The following is a 19,721-nucleotide window of genomic DNA, read 5'->3' as shown; positions in this document are numbered from 1 at the left end:
AACGAATGTAGACGGATTTAAACAGCCCACTCAGTAACTTTGGTGCGCAATAGTGTCAAAGCGGCAGTTTGCTGATCCGCTCCGGCTTGATGCCACTGATCCAGCTTGGCGCGCGCAGTATTGACTTCATGAGTAAGATTCAGTGCGCGGAAGTCAGGAGTATAAAATACACGTGCAACCAGTGCACGTGTTGCGCCAAGCCGCGGATATTGAGCATAGATTAAATCGCTGGGTATTGGCAAACGGCTATCGTTAAGTCGCCCAATACCTGCAAAACCATAAGGTACGCCAGCTTCCGATGCAATATCAGTCAGTCTATCCAGAAAGCCGGAGGTCAGTACCTCAAAATGATTGGATAGCTTCATATCCAAATACATATCGTTTAAGCCGAAATGGATCTCACCAATACCCGGAAGTTTGACAACTTCACGCAGACGAATGGCAGCTGCCGCCGTTTCAACCAGTAACGAAACAAATGCGCGACCATCTACGAGTTCAATGAAAGTGGCCGCTTCTTTAAGCGTACGAAACATCGGCAACATCAGCACGGTGACTCCCTGGTCAATCAAATAATTGATTTCATCGCGTGAGCCGGCATGAATCGGATTGATGCGTGTAAATAACGCCGATTCCGTCAATTGATCACGGATAGCCTCCAGTTCATGCATCTGATGATCAGAAATCCATGCTTTCTTGGCATCCTGACGATGCTCTTTACCCATTCTTTCCAGATCAAGGCCAATACGATTAATACCAGCCGCATTGCCAGCCCGTGCCAAATCCGGATCATTGGTAAATAATGTGAGAACAAAGTCGCTGCCATAGCTCATAGGATGTAGTCCTGGGGAAAAATTGAAAGGTCTCACGGTTGCTTTATAGATTACTTGAATTGATAAGGAATTTTATTGGTATCAGAGGGTAATCGCCATTCGTCCGGACCAGAATAAATATAGGGGTTATTAAAGTAGTTAATAAAGCTACTTTCGGAATAATCCAAATTTTGCAAACCGTGCCAGATACCAGGAGGGATAGTGATCAATGTGGGTCTCAAGCGACTCAAGTGAAAGACGTTGAGTTGTCCCTTTGTCGCTGAATCAGCACGATCATCATACAGAACCAATTTTATTGCTCCGTTGATCACGAAGATCGTATCTATCTGAAATTCATGCATATGCCACGCGCTGATGGCGCCGGGGCGTAGTATGGCATGAATCATATGCCGTATCTGTTCCGGACCAATATCCCATTCCGGGCGGTAAAGCTCAGTGGTGATGCCGTTGGACGTGATGATATTGGGTACTTCATGTTTTTTTACTCCTGCCAGTAGAGTATTTGTCGATTCACCCTCTGAAGTTACCGTCTGTTGATCTTTGATTGCGTCTTTTATTAGCATAGTTCAATCTCCTGCAGCTTTGTCAATAGCGGAATTGGTTTGCGATAATGGACGAGGCGGTATGCAGCGATATAATTATTATTTTTACATACTTAAATTATACTTGATTCTTAAGTATAAGGTGCTAAGTGTTAATGGAAGTATATCAAAGTGACGATGGTTACATCCCGGGAAAAGAGCCGGTAAAACATAACATTTACTAGAATACGACAATGCGCATCCGTATTCCGCCAAACAGGTTGAGCGGCGGCCCGGGTTCGTAATAACGACCCAGCGCTGCATTAACGCGTGTATTGGCATTATATTGTGCATCGAACAGGTTGTTGATACCGAGGAACACCGAACCTTCGATCCAATTCCGTCTCAATTCCCAGCCGAAGAGTAACTGTCCCAGACTATAGGCCGGATTGGTCGCGGTATTAATGTCATTGACATAAAACTCACCGACCCTATGCACATGCAGCTGTCCGAAGAAACCAAAAGGGTGTGAATAGCGTAGCAATCCTTCCCACCGGTGCGTAGGAATGCCGGGAAAAACATTGCCTTTCAGGCTCATGTCATTGACTATGTATTTTTCGAATGCAAAATCGGAGAATGTGTAACTGATTTCTCCTCGTAAGCCTTTCCATTCCGGTGTGGCGAGACGTGCCTCCACACCAATTCGCCGTGATTGCCCGGCATTCCGGAAGAATGCGCGGCCGGGCGAGGAAGTCAACTCAAATGGTGTGACTTCGTCCCAAGTACGGATAAAAAATACCGCTGTGTCGTACTGAAATCCCGCCGTGTTGCCGCGAAAACCAAGTTCGTTGCTGAGCGATGTTTGCGCATTCAGATTCGGATTGAATCCACCTCTTCCCGCAGGATTGTTAAGTAATTCGGTCGTGGTCGGCGCTTCAAAGACGGATGCGATATGCGCATAGAGTTGCTGTTGATCGGTGAGATGGTATACAAGACCCGCGGAACCGCTGCCTTGCGATACTGTGCGCGAGCCGGATTCATTTCCATCGCTTTTAAATCGATCTTTGACTTGATAATGCAACCAATCCCAGCGGCCGCCAAGTACCAGATCAAGCTTATCGGCAATGTTCCATTCATTGCGTACAAATGGCCCGACGCTTTGTACGCGCTCTATTTGGCTTAAATTTAATGTATCGCGCACACCAAAGTTGTTATTAAAGCGCTGCCGGTCATCATTTTGTATGCCGTAATCGACACCGATCAGAAAACGGTTAGGGCGGTTGAATAATTCATGATCGTTGACAAACTGCATCATCAACCCGCCCACCAGGCGATCAAATTGTACCTGTCCTCCATCGAAAAAAGGTTGACGACTTTGAAAATCCCGATGAAGCATGTGTGCTGTCACGGTAAATTCTTTTCCGGCCGACAGTCTGTGACGAAAACGCGCACCCATATCTTCTTGCCGGATTTCTTCTCCAGCATTGTATTGCACGTTCCGCGAGGAAGCTTGTCTGGGATTGTCGCGTACTTCGCTGCTGGTTAATGCGCCTGGATCCTTGGATAACGGTGAGTAAAATTCGCGAAATACCAGCATCAAATCCGAATTGCTACTGGTTTGGAAATTCAGTTTGGCCTGTGAAAAAATATTTTGCATTGCGCTATGATCGCGCCAACCATCTTGCTGCAAGTGAGAACCGAACAGGCTGTAGCCGAAATTTTCGCTGCGGCCTCCCATGAACAGTTCAGACTTTAGATAACCATATTGACCCAGCACCTGACGCGGCATAATGACGAATTTTTCCGGCGGTGCTTCGCGCGTGGTGATGTCGATCAATCCTCCGGATGCATTGCCATATAATGCTGCTGAAGGACCACGTACAATATCCATGCGCTCAATCAGCGATGGATCGATCGAATCCAGTTGTGTTTGCCCATCCGGCAAGGTTTGCGAAATGCCATCCACGCGCATCTGAATGCCGCGCACTCCAAACGGTGACCGTGCACCAAAGCCGCGAATAGCGATGCGCAAATCCTGCGTAGAATTAAATTGATTCTGAAAAAAAACCCCGGGTGTGGCGCGCGCAAATTCATCCAATGTCGCACCTGGCTGAAAATCCTGCTGTGGGTCACGTTTGATTTGCGTAATACTGTTGGGAATTAACGCAGGTGAACGCTCACTGCGGGTGGCTGTAATACTGATGGGATTCAGGATAACAGATTGGGTGATTTTCGCTTTTTGCGCCCAGCTGGCATTCGTTAGCAGTAATAAAACAAGTAGCGCGGCTTGAAAATCAAGTAAGTATCGCGCTCGCGAAAAATAGCCCATTGAAAAATATTAAGTGACAAATGCAGTGATAAAAAGCATACACGCAAGTGTATCACTCTACAGCTCAACATCACATTGCGGATAATAGCCTATTTAACGCGAGTGACAGTGCCATTAGCGACCCCCAAAGTGTACGCCATTGCTCGCTGATAACTGTATAACATGCTTCATACGAATGCCCGATCATCTTTTCGAGATAAGTGACGGGATATTTGATTAGATTTTTGTCGTGCTGCAAACATAATGAGTTATCGATTACTCATCCATGATTCGTCTGGATTCAATCTTGCTCGGTTTTTAGAATCTTTCCGTAGGTATCCAATTGAAGTTCAAATTTCTTTCCTTCAGACTTGATTTCTACTTCGTAACCGATGAGTGCTCCTTCCGGGTTCATTACTTTCTCAGCTTCTTCAAGAGTGGCTTTTGGGTATGCTTTGGCAATGGCCAGGGCTACAGGCACGGGCAGTGTTTCGACATCGATCGATTCTTCCTTCTGCAGAATCTCTCCATCGGCGTCATACAGAATTTCGTATTCTCGGCCATTTTCTTTGTATTCAATTTCATAAACGACTTTACCTTCGATCATTCCCTGCTCGAATTCTACTTCTTTGGCATTGGGATAAGTCTTTTCAAAGGCTTCGAGTACAGTTTTGGGTACTTGATCTTTGCTCACTTCTTTTTCGCTAGCATGCGCTGGACTCAGCGCAATCCATAGCATAGCCAGTATCATCGTAATCAGGAATTGTGTTTTCATTAGATCTCCTTTGGTTGAAACCAGATAGATACAGAATAAAATCTGTCGTTTTTTATTACATTTCTTCGATTTGATCGAAAAAAACTTAATGAAAAAATTCCATTATCTTCTCTCTACTCTTTAGCAAAATGATTGTCAATACTTCAAAGTATAAGAGGTGTAAATATTTTTGGTGACAATAAGTTTGGTAAAATTTGCGATCTGAATCACATTTCAGTAATTTCTGCGATTGATCCTCGGTGATTTGAGCATTATCATGCAGAATCAGAAAAGCAATAGAGATTTACAAACCTCAAATTAAAACACAATATTATTCAAATTTTGATAAATTTACCGATCTGCCATAGTGGATAGTTATCGCGAAACACCCAAAAACCGCTTGGTTTTGCTCGGGGCAAGCAATCTTACCTTATCGTTACGCTTAACTATTCATTTAATGCAACAGCGATTGGGTGGCCCCAGTGAGATTCTAGTGGCGCTTGGACATGGACGTGCGTATGGGACATTTACACAGATGCTGTGGCGAGGATTGCCGGGTATGACGAATTGTGATTTATGGCGGCAGCTGGATTCGATTGAAATACATCCAACATATGCTTTATTGACCGATATCGGCAATGATATTTTGTATGGATTGCCACCGCAACAGATTTTGCGGGCATTGGAATGGTGTATTAATCAGTTACAGAACCACTCGGCGCAGATTGTGGTGACTAATCTACCGATAACTTCGATTAAAAGTCTATCTGAGCGGCGGTATATTTTTTTTCGCAATATTTTTTATCCATCCTGCCAGTTATCTCGAGATGAAACTATTAATCGTGCTGAAGTAGTGCATCACGGCTTAGTGGACATGGCGGCGCAATGGCATTTCAAGCTGTATGAACAAGAACCGGATTGGTTTGGCCTGGATGGAATCCATGTGAATTATTGGCAGCGAAAAGCATATTATCAGGATATTTTGCGTCAATTTTCTGATCTTGGTCTTGGCAGGCAACAAGATGCGCTGGAGAACAAGCAGGAATTTCTGCTAACTTGGCAACGGCGACCTGAATTTGCTTATAAAACAGTATTGGGACGTATTTCTCACTGCCAGCAGCCCAGCGGGCAACTGGCAGACGGATCGCTTGTCTGCAAATGTTAAGTTCCATTAGTTATGGTTGGAATACATAATCACTGTAAAGCGAACAGCATGAACGTCATCTTCGGTACGATAAGTATCCAGATCAAAAGGGTAGGCGTTATTTGCGTCGAGTTTTTGGGCTAAGGTATCGCTATCCAAATTGTCATACCAATGCCAATCAGCGACATCAATGCGTTCTGCGACCGCTGTAAAGTAGCGTATACCACCTTCGGAAAAACCGCGCACACGTATTGGAGTAAGGTTGTTGTCGCGCAAGTGAACTTCAAGCTCTGCAGCGCTTACGCGAGCACGAACAATGGACGGTCCCGGACGCTCTTCAACAATTGCCGCGTATTTAGGGGTACCATCAACAATATAAACCGTAAAATCAGAAATGCGGTGCTGGGGGCTGATTAACTGATTGAGTCCTGCTTCGTTAAGGTCGGTGTATACGGTTGTTTTAGGCCCCGGGTCTTTATGCAGAGCCAATGAAAAACGTAACTGGTCTTTTATTTTATTGCCGGTAATCGATATCGGTCGCGCTCCAGTACGGGCAATGTTGTCATCAAGATCTGTTACCGCAATATCTTGTAAATAGATGCTTTTGATCTCTGATTCTTCCGCATAAGAAATCGATGCAAAGCGCCGTCTTTTGTCATTACCGTAGACCGAGAGGCGCACCAGATGCATACCGGGCATCATGACATCGTGAATATGGGCTGGATCAATATCGTGTGACCAGAACCAACTTGCTGGGGGTTTTCTGGAAAATTTCATGAATTTGCTTCTTTCTGACCCATCTGTCTCTATTTTTTTTATCACTTCGAGCGCTTCTTTTCTTGGTTTGATCTCCGCTGAGCATCCGGTAGTAATTATCCCGATTAAAACAGAAATCATCCATTTCAGGAAAATTTTTTGTGATATTTTTTTCATGATGTTTTTCCTTTTAGATAAGGATTCGTAGGCAATAACCAAAAAACAATTTTCACGCCGTCTTTGTAATACTCTTTAAGTTCTGCAAATTTGAGTCTATCTTGCTTTAATCCGGAATCAGCAAAGCGTTCAATTCTCTCAGATAAATATTTGTAAAAAATAAGCTCAGGGTGTAATTGCGGAATTCATCAAGATTTATTTTCCCGTGCAAAATGTTGGCACTATTCCCAAAATAGTCTTGAAGCTGGGAGCGTCGTTCCTCGGCCCTGTTTTTATCGAGTGGATTATTTTTGTTTGATGATACTTTCATATCTGAATTGGTGATAGATCATCCATAGAATTTGAAAATATGCTCTGCAGAGTACCGGTTCTTATATGGCTATGGCATAGCTCATTCGGATTCATTTCATAATGAAATAGATTTTCTATTTACATCGCAAATGATAATCATTATTATTATCATAATCAATTAGGCACCAGGTTGTGACATAAAACACAGTTACTCCAAAAGAAACAAGGCGCCTTACAAGCAGCCAAGATCTATCACTTGGCAACCAACTATCACCCGCTGATTAAGAAAAGGCTTTGTGTACGTGAGAAAAGGGTTAATAAAGGAAGAAAAATATTTCCTGCAATGGGTTTCTAGTCGATTTTGGCATTCATTCTATTTGTCAAGCACATTGTTGACGAGAAAATCCTTGCCAGCGATCAATGGTTATTGCCGCTATGTCCGGTGAATATCAATTTAGTGGTATTCGAACTTCGCCACAGGAACAGCAACAAGACCATATCAAAATCATTTTTCCGAAGGATCTTATAGCCCTAGTGATTGGAGTGAGCTTTGGATCAGCGTGAGATATTGTTGCGATATGGCAAGAAAATATTTTAAAAATAATTATCAATAAAATCTAAATATCATGATGATGCCTGTAGAAAACTGGACTCAGGAATTGAGTACATTGTTCATTATTAATCGCATGCAATTGCGTCGTGCCGCATACAAAATTTTGGGGGACTGGGATCTTTCGGATGATATCGTGCAAGATGCTTATATTAAAGTGACCGAAGTATCGGCAATTCAGAATGTCAAGCAGCCATTAGCCTATCTGTTTCAAATTGTACGTAACTTAGCGATTGATCGCTATCGACGCGGTATATTTGAAACAGAGTTGTTTAAGTCTGAGGAAGAAGGATTGTTCGTTCAGGCTTTGACCGGAATGCCGGAAACTAATGCAATCAACCGTCAGCACCTAACGTTGATGGCACAGGCTTTAGCCAAACTTCCTGAGCGTACAAAGCGGGTTTTTATGCTTTATCGTTTAGATGGATATACCCATCGAATGATTGCGGATGAACTGAATATCTCAACTTCATTGGCGAATATCCTTATTCATGAGGCAACAGAACATTGCAAGGGTGTTCTTTTAAAATAAGCTATAAATAGCATATTAATTAATAATTAATAATATCAATTATTTATACAATAATATAGATTCTTCGCAATTTTTTTTACTGTTTTTTTGCATTCTATACAAGTCAATTCGTCTAATCTAAATAAGAAGCATTCTTATTCAAAAAATTTAAAACTATTGATTTGGAAATTTGAGGTATCGATTATGACGAGTTGCTTTGATCGTGAAGATGGCGTGTTTCGTGTGTTGGTTAATCATGAAGAACAATATTCCATTTGGCCGGAATGGAAGGCTGTTCCAGGTGGTTGGAAAGATACTGGCGTATTAGGCGACAAAAAAACTTGTCTGGATCATATCGATAAAGTCTGGACGGATATGCGTCCATTGAGTCTAAGATTATTCATGGACAATCAAAATTAGTACGTTGCACCAATGCAAGATCCATTAACACTATTTTGTTTGCCATGCGCGGGCGCCAGTGCATCGATGTATCTTCGCTGGCGGCGCTTATTGCCTTCCTGGGTAAAATTGGTACCGATTGAATTACCAGGTCGTGGTAACCGGCTAGATGAGTTGCCCAAAGAAAGCTACAGTGATCTGGCACACAGCCTGTGCGATGAACTGGCACTTTCTTTACCTGAACAATATGTTCTTTTTGGTCACAGCATGGGCGCCTTGCTGGCTTATGGCATCGCTCAGGGTTTGTGTTCGGGAGGATCATTTCCACCCAAAGCGCTACTGGTATCGGGCTGTGCGGCACCGATTCGTCAAGATAGCCAGCGCTACAACAACATGCAGAGCGATGCCGCATTAATAGCGGATTTAGGCAAGCAGGGCGGTACGCCAGAAGAAGTGTTCGGAAATCAGGAGCTGCTGACAATGACGCTGGATTTGCTGAGAATGGATTACCGCGTTTGCGGCAGCTTTCAATATTCTCAATTACCGCCTTTACCTATCCCTATTCACAGCTTTGCCGGTCGTTCCGATGAAATTAGCGTTGCAAAGTTAAATGATTGGCGATTGGAAAGTACCCGGATATGTACGTTGGATTGGTTCGACGGCGGGCATTTCTTTCTTCGCCAATCTGAAGATTGGTTCCTGTTTGTATTAAAAAAACGCTTGATGGAAAGTCGAGCAGAGGTGCAATGTGAAACGACTGCATCTGCCTGAAGTAGTACCTGCGGCGACTGAGATTTGGTTGCTCGAATTTGATTTTGATTCGAAGCAACTTATCGATGATTGGTCTTTGTTGAGCGTGGATGAGCAAATTCATTCGCAATGTTTTCGGCAGCATGAAGACCGGGTGCGTGGCATTGTGACACGTGCGACACTGCGTCGTCTACTGGCAAAATACTTGATGTTGCCCCCTTATAAAATACCGATTGAGAAAAACGAGTTTGGCAAACCTCGTCTGCCGGCTTATTACGGCATAGAGTTTAATGTTTCGCATACAGGTGATTTTGCATTGATAGCATTATCAGCGAAGGGTGAGATCGGGGTTGATATCGAATATTGTCATAGAGATGTCAATAATCTTTGGGTGCATGTACTTTCTTCGGAAGAGCGTGCTCAAGGAATCTGGTCGAATAGAAATTTCATTGATCTCTGGGTAATCAAAGAATCCGTATTGAAAGCATTAGGATTCGGGATTTCCGAGCACCTGCCGGCTATTACCGTGCTGCCCAATAATGACGGAAGTTATCGTGTCATACATGATCGACGCGACTGGACGGAAATTAAGGCGTGGTCCATTGAAGCGCCCGCACATTATGCAGCGGCCTTTGCGCTGACAAACCAACATAACTACCTGACAGATAATTGATTTCTATTGTCTTATTTCGAGACGCCATAGAGTTCAAGTGAGAGTTGGATCACGAGAAAGGATCGGCGAGGAAGTATGGTGCTGAGTTATAAAAGTTTTTTGGTGTAAATACATGCAAATTGATTGGGTATAAAAATGAATACAAGATTGATTCCATCCCGCAGTTACCCCGACAATTTCGTTACGCATCTGCAAACACTGGCGCGTGAACGATCGGTTGATACTGCGTTGATTGTTATTAGTGCGGAAAACGAGATACTCGTGGACAAGAAATTTGATTATGCATCACTTGATTTGCAGGTCAGAGCATTGGCCGCGGTAATGCAAAATCATTTTTCACCTGGTGAACGAGCACTACTGCTACTGAACAACGATGAGCACTATGTGATTAGCTTTTTAGCATGCTTGTATACAGGAATCATTGCTGTACCTATTTTTCCCCCGGAGTCTCTGCGGGAAAGGCATTTGGCAAGATTGATCGCGATTGCCGATGATGCACAGGCTAGTTGTATTCTTACCGGTAGTAAGATTCTTCCGCTGATCACCAGTGTGACAACAGCACAGTTTTCCGAAGCAACCATACTTACCGTTGATACGATAGATCAGGCTAACGCACCGCTCTGGGAAGCTTATACCCCGAAGGGGGATGAGATTGCTTTCCTCCAATATACATCCGGATCGACTTCAACACCCAAAGGTGTCATGGTGAGTCATCACAATCTGATGATGAATGCAAAAGCATTTGAAGAAGGGATGTCGATCAATGAAAATGATATATTTGTCAGCTGGTTACCGCTTTACCATGATATGGGATTGATCGGTGGATTATTGCAGCCGATACATCGCGGTATTCCGGCAATATTAATGACCCCCAATTTCTTTATCGAAAAACCCGTGCGCTGGTTAGAGGTTATTTCGCGTTATCGTGCTACGGTCAGTGGCGCTCCCAATTTTGCTTTCCAGCTCTGTGTCGATCGTGTCAGAAGCTCGCAATTGCTGGATATCGATTTATCGACTTGGCGTGTTGCATTCTCAGGGGCGGAACCTGTACGTAGAGAGACCATGCAAGCGTTTATTGAATGTTTCGGCCCGGCTGGTTTTTCAGCGGGTACGATTTATCCCTGCTATGGTTTAGCTGAAGCTACGCTATTTGTAACCGGAGGAGTGCGCGGAGAAGGTATGCAGACGCACGAATTTTCTTCTGAAGCGCTTGCACTGGGACGCGCAGAGTTGGCAACGGAAGGAATGCCTATTGTAGCGTGTGGTTTTCCGGCATCCAATCATTCGATAAAAATCGTCGATCCGGAGAAGCTAATTCCTTTGACGGATGGTAATGTCGGCGAAATATGGGCGGATGGTCCAAGTCTGGCATGTGGTTATTGGAAACGTCCTCAGGAAACTGCGCAAGCCTTTGTGCATACTGAAGGAGCGCGCTGGTTGCGTACAGGTGATCTGGGTTTTATTCACGCTCGCCAGTTATACATTATGGGGCGATGTAAAGATCTCATCATTATTCGCGGGCAAAATATCTATCCACAGGATGTTGAGCTGATTGTCGAGGAAGAAGTGGAAGCCGTTCGGAAAGGACGAGTTGCTGCATTTTCCGTGCAAGCTGTTGAAGGAGAAGGAATCGGCGTCGCCGTTGAGGTATCCCGCAACATGCAGAAACTGATTTCGGCCGAGGCGCTGATTGAGGTGCTGAGTGAAGCAGTCAGTGCAAGCTGTAACGAATCCTTGTCGGTGGCGGTATTGTTAAACCCGGGTGCTTTGCCCAAGACTTCAAGCGGAAAATTACAGCGCACTGCCTGTCGCCAGGGATGGCTTGAGCGTACGCTGGATGCATATGCAATTTATGAATATGGTTATTTTATTCTTGATGGGAAGGAACAATTACCTCAGGCATTGACTGATGAAACAGAAATTGCGGTGGCAGCGGTTTGGGAATCGGTATTAAACCGCACCGTATTGACGCGCAAAGATCATTTTTTTGCAATTGGCGGCAATTCACTGACCGCCATTCAGGTTGCTGCACATATTTCAGAACACTGGTCTATTCAATTTACTCCGCGCAACTTGTTTCACAATCCGCGATTACATGAGTGTGCAGCGGAAATCAAAGATTTTTTATCTTCAAGCTCATCGCAGTCCGCATCGGAGAATCGCATCTTACCTGTGCGGAACAAAGTTAATGCACTGCCTTTATCTTTCGGGCAACAACGATTATGGTTTCTTTGGCAACTCGATTCATTCAGCAATGCCTATAACATTCAACATGCATTACGGTTGTCAGGTGCGCTGGATAAGCGCGCATTTTATGCAAGCATTGATGATTTGATTGAGCGGCATGAATCATTACATACGATTTTTCGTGTTGCAGAAGATGGTGCGGTGGAACAATTCATTCATCCGGAAATACCCAACGTGATTACTGAAATTGATTTACGCGATATCACGATAACAAAACGCGAAGCAGAGGTTGCGAAGGAAGTGCAGAAAATCATCTCGATTCCCTTCGATTTGACGCAGGGTCCATTACTGCGCATCGCCTTAATCCAGTTGACCGAGAACGAGAGCATTTTTGTAATCGTCATGCATCACATCGTTTCGGATGGAGTGTCCGTGCAAATCTTACTGAATGAGCTCGCTTCATTTTATCAGGCGCGTGTACAAGGGAAGTCAGCCGGTCTCGATAATTTACCAATCCAATATGTGGATTACGCAGTTTGGCAACAGGAATGGCTGGAGGCGGGTGAGAAAGATAGGCAGCTTGCTTACTGGCGTGATTACTTAGGTGACGAACATCCGATTCTATTGCTTCCCACCAATCGCGTCAGACAACCGGTCACAAGCTATCAAGCCGGACGTTATAGTTTCGATATGCCTCTTAATGTGCTGAATAAGTTAAGGCAATCGGCGTTACATCGTGGAGCAACCCTTTTTATAACGTTACTGACAGTTTTCCAAGCTTTATTGTTTCGATATACGGGACAACAAGACATCCGTGTGGGTGTTCCGGTAGCCGGCCGTAATCGGATTGAAACATTCCGCTTAATCGGATTTTTCGTTAACACTCAGGTGTTACGGAGTCAACTGGATGGCCGAATGTCACTTGATGAACTCCTGAATCAAACCCGGGAGGCTGCGATTAATGCGCAAAGCTACCAGGATCTTCCTTTTGAGCAATTGGTCGAGGCACTGCATCCTCAGCGTGATTTGCGCCATAGCCCTTTATTTCAGGTGACTTTCAATCACTTATTGAAGGATTATCGTTTTTTTCAGGAATTTTCGGGGCTTGCACTTACCGATTATTCACTTCCCGAACAGTCTGCACAACTCGAGTTGCGGCTTGAGACAATCGAATTACCGGATGGCAGCGTAAATGCCAGTTTTATTTATGCCTACGAGCTTTTCAATTCGTCATGGATTGAGCGATTGGGACAGCATTATCTGCGCATTCTGGAGGCATTGGCAGATTGTCCGACTATGATGATCAGCGATATCGATTTGTTAAGTGAAGAAGATAAGCAACAACTTGAAACTTGGGGAACCCATCGGTCTGATGTATCAGTTTTTCAGCCTGTTCATCAACTAATCGAACATCAGGCAGAGAGTAATCCTAACAGAGTGGCTGTAATCTCGAGTCACATCGAGTTGAGTTATGCGGAACTCAATTGCAGATCAAACCAACTGGCGCATCGACTGATCAGCCTCGGTGTCAGGCCGGAAATGGGGGTCGGTATCGCAATTGAACGTAATTCTATTGAATTGATTATAGGCCTTTTGGCCATCTTGAAGGCAGGTGGGGGCTATGTTCCGCTAGATCCGGAATACCCAACAGAGCGATTGGATTATATGCTTGCAGATAGCGATATTCAGTTTCTACTGACACAAGCGCATATTAAATCAAGGATTCCTCATAAAGAAGGCATAGAAATACTGGCGCTTGAAGCGCTTGATCTGAGCGCTGGGTTGAAAATCAATCCTGAGGTTGCTCTGCACGACCAAAGCTTAGCCTATGTTATTTACACTTCAGGTTCAACCGGTCGGCCCAAAGGGGTTTCGGTCGCGCATGGTCCTTTAGCCATACATTTGAGCGCTATTAAAGAAATTTACGATGTGCGGCCAGGCGATCGTGAATTGATGTTCTTCTCCATGAATTTTGATGCAGCTGCCGAGCAATGGATCACTCCGTTGACACAAGGTGCCGCCTTAGTACTTTCCTCAACCAGTGATTTGGCAGGCGATGGTTTCGTGGATCTGATAGAGAAACATCACATTACCACGCTGCATCTTCCTCCTGCTTATCTGAGAATGCTGTTGCCGTTGATGAATGGAAAAGCGCACTCGGTTCGTACTTGCATAGCGGGTGGGGAGGCATGGTATGTCAACGACGTAATGGCGGTTCGGGATGCGTTTAGGAATGCCCGGCTAGTCAATGCGTATGGTCCTACTGAAACCGTGATTACCCCGGCGGCATGGATTAGTCATGCAGATAAAGATGACCGAATTTGTGTAGAAAGTGAGTATGTTCCAATCGGAGTGCCGGTGGGTGCACGCAACCTATATGTTATGGATGCGCAACTCAATCTTGTGCCGCCAGGTGCGATAGGCGAATTGTATGTGGGTGGAGAAGGATTGGCCCGTGGTTATCTGGGTCGGCCGGCTTTAACCAGCGAGCGCTTTATACCGGATCCGTTTGACTCGCTGGGTGGTCGTCTCTATCGAACAGGTGATTGGGTACGCTGGCGTGAGGAAGGGAAACTGGAATATCTGGGTCGCGTCGACCAGCAAATCAAGATTCGGGGTTTCCGTGTAGAGTTGGGCGAAATTGAAGCGCAAATACTTGCCCAAACCGGCGTGCGCGAAGTGGCGGTGTTAGCGCAAGAGGGTCATGGCGGCTTACGTTTAGTTGCTTATTTGGCGCCGCATAACGGCGTGCAGCTGAGTTCAGCGTTGCTAAAAACTTCGCTAGCAGCGACTCTTCCCGAATATATGATTCCCAGTTTGTTTGTTTTTCTAGAAGTTTTGCCGCTCAATCCCAACGGAAAAATAGACCGGAAGGCACTGCCTTTACCGGAGCAATATGACAAAACCGATTACGAACCGCCTGTTAATGCACTGGAAACGGTTATAGCCGAGATCTGGTCGGATGTCCTGGGAATTCCTCAAGTGGGATTGCAAAACAATTTTTTTGATCTCGGAGGCCATTCGTTATTGTTGATCAAGGTCAAGCAAAAACTGGAAGAACGCTTAAATATTCACATAGCGATCATAGATCTTTTCAAATATACCACTGTAGCAAGCTTGGCAAAATTTGTTAATCAGGGAGATACCAGGAATGCATCTCTACAGCGTCACCGGGAGCGAGCGCAGCGGCAACGTAGCACTTTTATTCAACGAAAACAAAAAGCAGAGAGGATACATTGATGCATAGTGCTGAAGAATCGCAGGAAAACACAGAGCTTGATATTGCAATCATTGGTATGGCGTGTCGTTTTCCCGGCGCGGGCGATATCGAGTCTTTTTGGCATAATCTGCGCGAGGGGATTGAATCCATCAATTTCTTTACCGATGAGGAATTGCTTTCACGCGGCGTATCTTCCGAGGTTATTAATGACCCTCTGTACATAAAGGCAGGCGCTCAACTCAAGGATGTCGATCTCTTTGATGCTTCTTTTTTTGGCTATACCCCACGTGAAGCCGCAGAAACAGACCCACAGCATCGGATTTTTCTTGAAGTGGCATGGCAAGCCTTGGAAGACGCAGGCTACGATGCATCAAGGTACGCCAATCCGATTGGCGTATATGCGGGATGCGGCGTAAACACTTATCTGTTAATGAATCTAATGGCTGGCGGCAGTATGTCAGATATGCAGGATATTTCTGCATTACAAGGCCTTATGAATGGCAATAATAAGGATTCCATGACCACCACGGTTGCCTATAAGCTCAACTTGCGGGGACCGGGTATTACCGTTCAAACAGCGTGCTCCACTTCTCTCGCAGCAACGCATGTGGCTTGTCGAGGCTTACTCAATCATGAAGCCGATATGGCCCTTGCGGGTGGGGTATGGGTAAATTTATTGCACGGCGAAGGGGGCTATCATTACCAACCGGGCGCCATCCTTTCACCGGACGGTCATTGCCGCGCTTTTGATGCTAAGGCTGCGGGAACAGTGATAGGAAGCGGCGTGGGTGTGGTGGTACTGAAGCGATTGACGGATGCTTTGGCTGATGGCGATACCATCCATGCGGTGATTAAAGGCTCCGCGATCAATAACGATGGTTCCGCTAAAGCCGGCTATACCGCTCCCAGTATTGAAGGGCAGGCGGAAGTCATACTGGCCGCTCAGGCCAATGCAGGTATTTCTGCGGACACCATCAGCTATGTTGAAGCGCATGGCACCGGCACAACGATCGGTGATCCGATCGAGATTGCAGCATTGACGCAGGCTTTCCGGGAGAGCACCGACAAGCGGGGTTTCTGCGGTATCGGTTCAGTCAAGACGAATGTAGGTCATCTGGATGCAGCTGCAGGCGTTGCGGGTTTGATTAAAACAGCGCTTGCTCTGAAATATCGGACCCTACTCCCCAGTTTGAATTTCGAGCAGCCCAATTCACAAATAGACTTTTCTTCGAGTCCGTTTTATGTCAATACCGAGAATAAGGTCTGGCCGGATGGTTCAACTCCCCGTCGCGCAGGCGTCAGTTCGTTTGGTATCGGCGGAACCAATGTACACATGGTGGTTGAAGAAGCGCCAGCGAGCAATCCATCGGGAGCTTCGCGCGACTGGCAAACGCTGATGGTTTCGGCTAGAAGCCCAAGCGCACTGGAGACAGCGATGACTCGCTTGCAAAGTCACCTGACTATTCATCCGGAACAAGCGTTAGCTGACGTTGCCTATACGTTTCAAGTCGGGAGAAAGCATTTTTCTTATCGGGCGATTGCATTATGCCGGAGTCGTGAAGAGGCACTAAACCTGATGCAGAACCGGAATGAAGATTGCTTCATGACACAACAAGTAGCATTTGAGAACCGCCCGGTCACATTTCTTTTTCCCGGACAGGGAGCACAATATGTCGATATGGCTCGCGATCTCTATCGAAATGAGTTGGTTTTTCGCCAGGAACTTGATCGTTGCATTGATCTGCTTAAACCATATCTTGATTTTGATCTATTCACAATACTGTTTCCTGATAGCAATGAAGAAGATCGCGTTTTGGCTTCAGTGCGGCTTGAGCAAACTGAAGTTACGCAACCTGCATTGTTTGTAATTGAATACGCTTTGGCCAAACTATGGATGTCATGGGGCATTCAACCCACATCGATGATAGGTCATAGTGTGGGTGAATATGTCGCAGCTTGCCTGGCCAATGTGTTTTCCTTGGAAGATGCGGTGCAATTAGTGGCGATGCGTGGACGCTTGTTGCAGCAAGTGGACAAGGGCGCAATGCTGGCTGTCATGCTGCCCGAAGACAAACTCATGACAATGATCACTGAAGATTGCGATCTGGCAGCAGTCAATGGACCGGAGCTTTGTGTTCTATCTGGTTCTATTGCGGCTATTGATGCGATTGAAAAAAATCTGATCCAGCAAGAGATCGTGTGCCGGCGATTACATGTTTCGCATGCTTTTCATTCCAGAATGGTGGAGCCCATAATTCCGGCTTTTGTTGATCTGATGGCCAAAGTTGAGTTGCGTCGCCCCACGATTCCATTTTTCTCAAACCTAAGCGGAAATTGGATTACTGCTCAAGAAGCTACGGATCCCGATTACTGGGGGCGGCATTTGCGTGGAACGGTGCGTTTTAATAATGGCCTGCAACAGTTGCTGAGTAATCAGGAGCAAGTTTTTCTCGAAGTGGGCCCAGGAGAAACATTGATTACATTAGCTCAGCGCCATCCTTCAGCAAAGCCTGAGCAATTGATGGTTTCCTCGTTACCCCATCCGAACAAAAATCATGATGCCCAGAAACACTTGTATCTCAGTCTTGGCAAGCTTTGGTTAAACGGACTATCCATCGATTGGGAGAGTTACTATGCCCATGAACGTCGCCGCCGTGTTTCACTGCCGACCTATCCATTTGAACGGCAATCCTATTGGATTAAACCGGAAAAACAGGGAGAGCAAGTCTCGCATACTGTAAAAGCGCATATACGCTCAATCAATGATTGGTTTTATGTGCCTTCATGGCGGCGTGCTGAGAAACTTGAGTTTGGAAATCCTTTCCCTGGGACTGCGGGGTATTGTTTGATTTTCAAGAATGAGAATATGCTTGGCGCTGCTTTAGTGGAGCAACTATTGATTTATGGCGTTAAGCTTATCACGGTTTCTGCTGGCTCTGAATTCCATCGCGAAAATGAACATGGCTACATCATACGCCCTGATGATAAAAATGATTTTGATCGGCTGCTGCAGGATATTCGTGATGAGAGAAAGTCAATTCAGCACATTTTCTATTGCTGGAGCTTAAGCTCGAACGCTGAAGTTTTGACTCAGGCAGAAAGCTTGGCAAGATATTTTTACAGTCTGCTTTATCTTGTCAAAGCATTAGAAAATAACCAATCCAATGTTCTTTCGGGTGAGCGAACGGAAATTACTATCGTAACCAATCAGTTTTCGGATGTCACGGGTAATGAAACATTATGCCCGGAGAAAGCATTGTTAACAGGACCCTGTAAGGTCATTCCGCAAGAGCATTCTTATCTGGATTGCCGTCTGATTGATGTTGAATTACCGGTGCCGGGCAGTGTTGCCGAATCACGGCTGGTTGAGCAGATTCTCGCCGAATCACAAGCGAATAATGATAATTCAATGATCGCTTATCGAGGTCCGCACCGCTGGGTTCAATTTTTTGAATCCGCTCAATATTCCACATCTGCACTCAACCGATTTAAACCTGGCGGAGTTTATTTTATTACGGGCGGATTAGGAGGCATCGGTTTGACACTGGCGGAATATTTAGCGCGGAAATTCCAGGCTAAATTGGTGTTACTGGGACGTTCTCCGGTTCCACCTCGCGAGAGCTGGTCAGAAGTTTTGTCTGCAACCCATAAAGACAGTGCTGTGTATCACAAAATAGAAAGCATCAGGAAACTTGAGGAACTGGGTGCCAAAGTGCTGGTGGTCAATGCGGATGTTGCAAATTTAACGGAATTGAAAGCAGCTGTAGCGCAGGCAAGGCATGACTTTGGCGTCATCAATGGCGTTATTCATACTGCAGGTGAAGTGAGCAATGGGTTAATGTCTTTAAAAACGGAAGAGACGATTGCGCGGGTACTGGGACCAAAGGTGCAAGGGATGCAGGCGTTGCAAGCGATATTCAAGGACGATTCGCTGGATTTCATGCTGTTATGCTCTTCACTGGCAACGATGGCGGGCGGCCTTAATAAAGTTGATTATTGTGCGGCCAACGCTTATTTGGATGCGGTTGCTCATTCTGCCTACCGTGAACATGCATATCCTGTCATTTCGATTAATTGGGACAGTTGGCGCGAAGTCGGCATGGCTGCAAATATGGAGATGCCTGATGGTATAGGAATTGCGCCGAAAGAAGGCGCAGAGATATTTGAGCGTATTGTGAATGGTCCGAATATTCCTCAAGTTATCGTTTCGACGCTCGATTTGCAGGCTCGATTGAGCCAAACCCAGCAGGATCTTCTTGCTCAGCCTTTTGCCTTTACACCCCCTACGCATAAAGTCGGAAGATTCTCAAGACCTATGCTACAGACTACTTTTAAATCACCCGAAAGTGAACTGGAAATAAGCATCGCTGAAATTTGGCAGAGTTTGCTGGGAATAGAAGCCATTGGCGTTGATGATAATTTATTCGAACTGGGGGGCGATTCGTTGCTGGGAATACAGTTGCTGTCCAGAGTAAGAGCAGGTTTTTCTGTGGATTTGCATCCGGCCGATTTTTTCAGATCGCCCACCATTACTGCTCTGGCGGCACTGGTCGAAACTAAACTGCTTGATGAAATCGAATATTCTTGATA

General features: G+C 45.4%; 12 protein-coding genes. 7 read left to right on the top strand and 5 right to left on the bottom strand.

Translation table 11 applies throughout. From position 1 onward, the window contains the following. Positions 1-17: 17 nt before the first annotated feature. The 4 genes from ATY38_RS13310 to ATY38_RS13295 all read right to left on the bottom strand — a co-directional run bounded on the left by ATY38_RS13310 (position 18) and on the right by ATY38_RS13295 (position 4,434). Positions 18-830 carry an aldolase/citrate lyase family protein gene (locus tag ATY38_RS13310; RefSeq protein ID WP_062559717.1) on the bottom strand — a complete coding sequence of 271 codons (813 nt, stop codon included), beginning with the start codon at positions 828-830 and terminating at the stop codon, positions 18-20. Positions 831-880: 50 nt separating this feature from the next. Beyond that, positions 881-1,393 carry a cupin domain-containing protein gene (locus tag ATY38_RS13305; RefSeq protein ID WP_062559716.1) on the bottom strand — a complete coding sequence of 171 codons (513 nt, stop codon included), beginning with the start codon at positions 1,391-1,393 and terminating at the stop codon, positions 881-883. A gap of 199 nt (positions 1,394-1,592) precedes the next feature. After that, positions 1,593-3,680: a TonB-dependent receptor family protein gene (locus ATY38_RS13300; protein ID WP_062559715.1), complete on the bottom strand. Its 2,088-nt coding sequence runs from the start codon at positions 3,678-3,680 to the stop codon at positions 1,593-1,595. 280 nt (positions 3,681-3,960) lie between these two features. After that, the gene (locus ATY38_RS13295) at positions 3,961-4,434 is read right to left on the bottom strand and encodes a PepSY domain-containing protein (protein ID WP_062559714.1); all 474 of its coding nucleotides are present in this window, start codon (positions 4,432-4,434) and stop codon (positions 3,961-3,963) included. A gap of 346 nt (positions 4,435-4,780) precedes the next feature. Between ATY38_RS13295 and ATY38_RS13290 the strand changes: the two genes are divergently transcribed. After that, on the top strand, positions 4,781-5,578 hold the full coding sequence (locus tag ATY38_RS13290; protein ID WP_062559713.1) for an SGNH/GDSL hydrolase family protein: 798 nt from the start codon (positions 4,781-4,783) through the stop codon (positions 5,576-5,578). A gap of 6 nt (positions 5,579-5,584) precedes the next feature. Here ATY38_RS13290 and ATY38_RS13285 read toward each other — a convergent pair whose 3' ends face one another. Next, complete coding sequence (locus tag ATY38_RS13285) at positions 5,585-6,490, bottom strand: hypothetical protein (RefSeq protein WP_062559712.1); 906 nt, start codon at positions 6,488-6,490, stop codon at positions 5,585-5,587. A gap of 917 nt (positions 6,491-7,407) precedes the next feature. On the opposite strand from ATY38_RS13285, the gene ATY38_RS13275 reads away from it, so the two are divergent. From ATY38_RS13275 to ATY38_RS13250, 6 genes are all read left to right on the top strand, one after another. Continuing rightward, complete coding sequence (locus ATY38_RS13275; protein ID WP_110381401.1) at positions 7,408-7,923, top strand: sigma-70 family RNA polymerase sigma factor; 516 nt, start codon at positions 7,408-7,410, stop codon at positions 7,921-7,923. Between the two features lie 183 nt (positions 7,924-8,106). After that, entirely contained in the window at positions 8,107-8,322 is a 216-nt protein-coding gene (locus tag ATY38_RS13270) for an MbtH family protein (RefSeq protein ID WP_074701813.1), read from the top strand. 12 nt (positions 8,323-8,334) lie between these two features. Then, positions 8,335-9,072, top strand: a complete 738-nt coding sequence (locus ATY38_RS13265) for a thioesterase II family protein (protein WP_062559710.1) — start codon at positions 8,335-8,337, stop codon at positions 9,070-9,072. Then, entirely contained in the window at positions 9,050-9,724 is a 675-nt protein-coding gene (locus ATY38_RS13260) for a 4'-phosphopantetheinyl transferase family protein (protein WP_062559709.1), read from the top strand. The genes ATY38_RS13265 and ATY38_RS13260 overlap by 23 nt, the downstream gene beginning before the upstream one ends. Positions 9,725-9,859: 135 nt before the next feature. Next, entirely contained in the window at positions 9,860-15,151 is a 5,292-nt protein-coding gene (locus ATY38_RS13255; RefSeq protein WP_062559708.1) for a non-ribosomal peptide synthetase, read from the top strand. After that, positions 15,151-19,719, top strand: a complete 4,569-nt coding sequence (locus ATY38_RS13250; protein ID WP_062559707.1) for a type I polyketide synthase — start codon at positions 15,151-15,153, stop codon at positions 19,717-19,719. Before ATY38_RS13255 ends, ATY38_RS13250 begins: the two co-directional genes overlap by 1 nt. Positions 19,720-19,721: the final 2 nt, after the last annotated feature.

It is taken from the genome of Nitrosomonas ureae (assembly GCF_001455205.1).
In the GTDB taxonomy this organism is placed as follows: domain Bacteria; phylum Pseudomonadota; class Gammaproteobacteria; order Burkholderiales; family Nitrosomonadaceae; genus Nitrosomonas; species Nitrosomonas ureae.
The sequence above is the reverse complement of the archived record's forward strand: the minus strand, read 5'-3'. Positions and strand labels throughout refer to the sequence as shown.

Bases quoted from the DNA above. Each gene is read 5' to 3' on its own strand.
- ATY38_RS13310 (WP_062559717.1), bottom strand. From the start codon at position 830: ATGAGCTATGGCAGCGACTTTGTTCTCACATTATTTACCAATGATCCG.
- ATY38_RS13275 (WP_110381401.1), top strand. From the start codon at position 7,408: ATGATGATGCCTGTAGAAAACTGGACTCAGGAATTGAGTACATTGTTC.
- ATY38_RS13300 (WP_062559715.1), bottom strand. From the start codon at position 3,680: ATGGGCTATTTTTCGCGAGCGCGATACTTACTTGATTTTCAAGCCGCG.
- ATY38_RS13285 (WP_062559712.1), bottom strand. From the start codon at position 6,490: ATGAAAAAAATATCACAAAAAATTTTCCTGAAATGGATGATTTCTGTT.
- ATY38_RS13255 (WP_062559708.1), top strand. From the start codon at position 9,860: ATGAATACAAGATTGATTCCATCCCGCAGTTACCCCGACAATTTCGTT.
- ATY38_RS13270 (WP_074701813.1), top strand. From the start codon at position 8,107: ATGACGAGTTGCTTTGATCGTGAAGATGGCGTGTTTCGTGTGTTGGTT.
- ATY38_RS13250 (WP_062559707.1), top strand. From the start codon at position 15,151: ATGCATAGTGCTGAAGAATCGCAGGAAAACACAGAGCTTGATATTGCA.
- ATY38_RS13295 (WP_062559714.1), bottom strand. From the start codon at position 4,434: ATGAAAACACAATTCCTGATTACGATGATACTGGCTATGCTATGGATT.
- ATY38_RS13265 (WP_062559710.1), top strand. From the start codon at position 8,335: ATGCAAGATCCATTAACACTATTTTGTTTGCCATGCGCGGGCGCCAGT.
- ATY38_RS13305 (WP_062559716.1), bottom strand. From the start codon at position 1,393: ATGCTAATAAAAGACGCAATCAAAGATCAACAGACGGTAACTTCAGAG.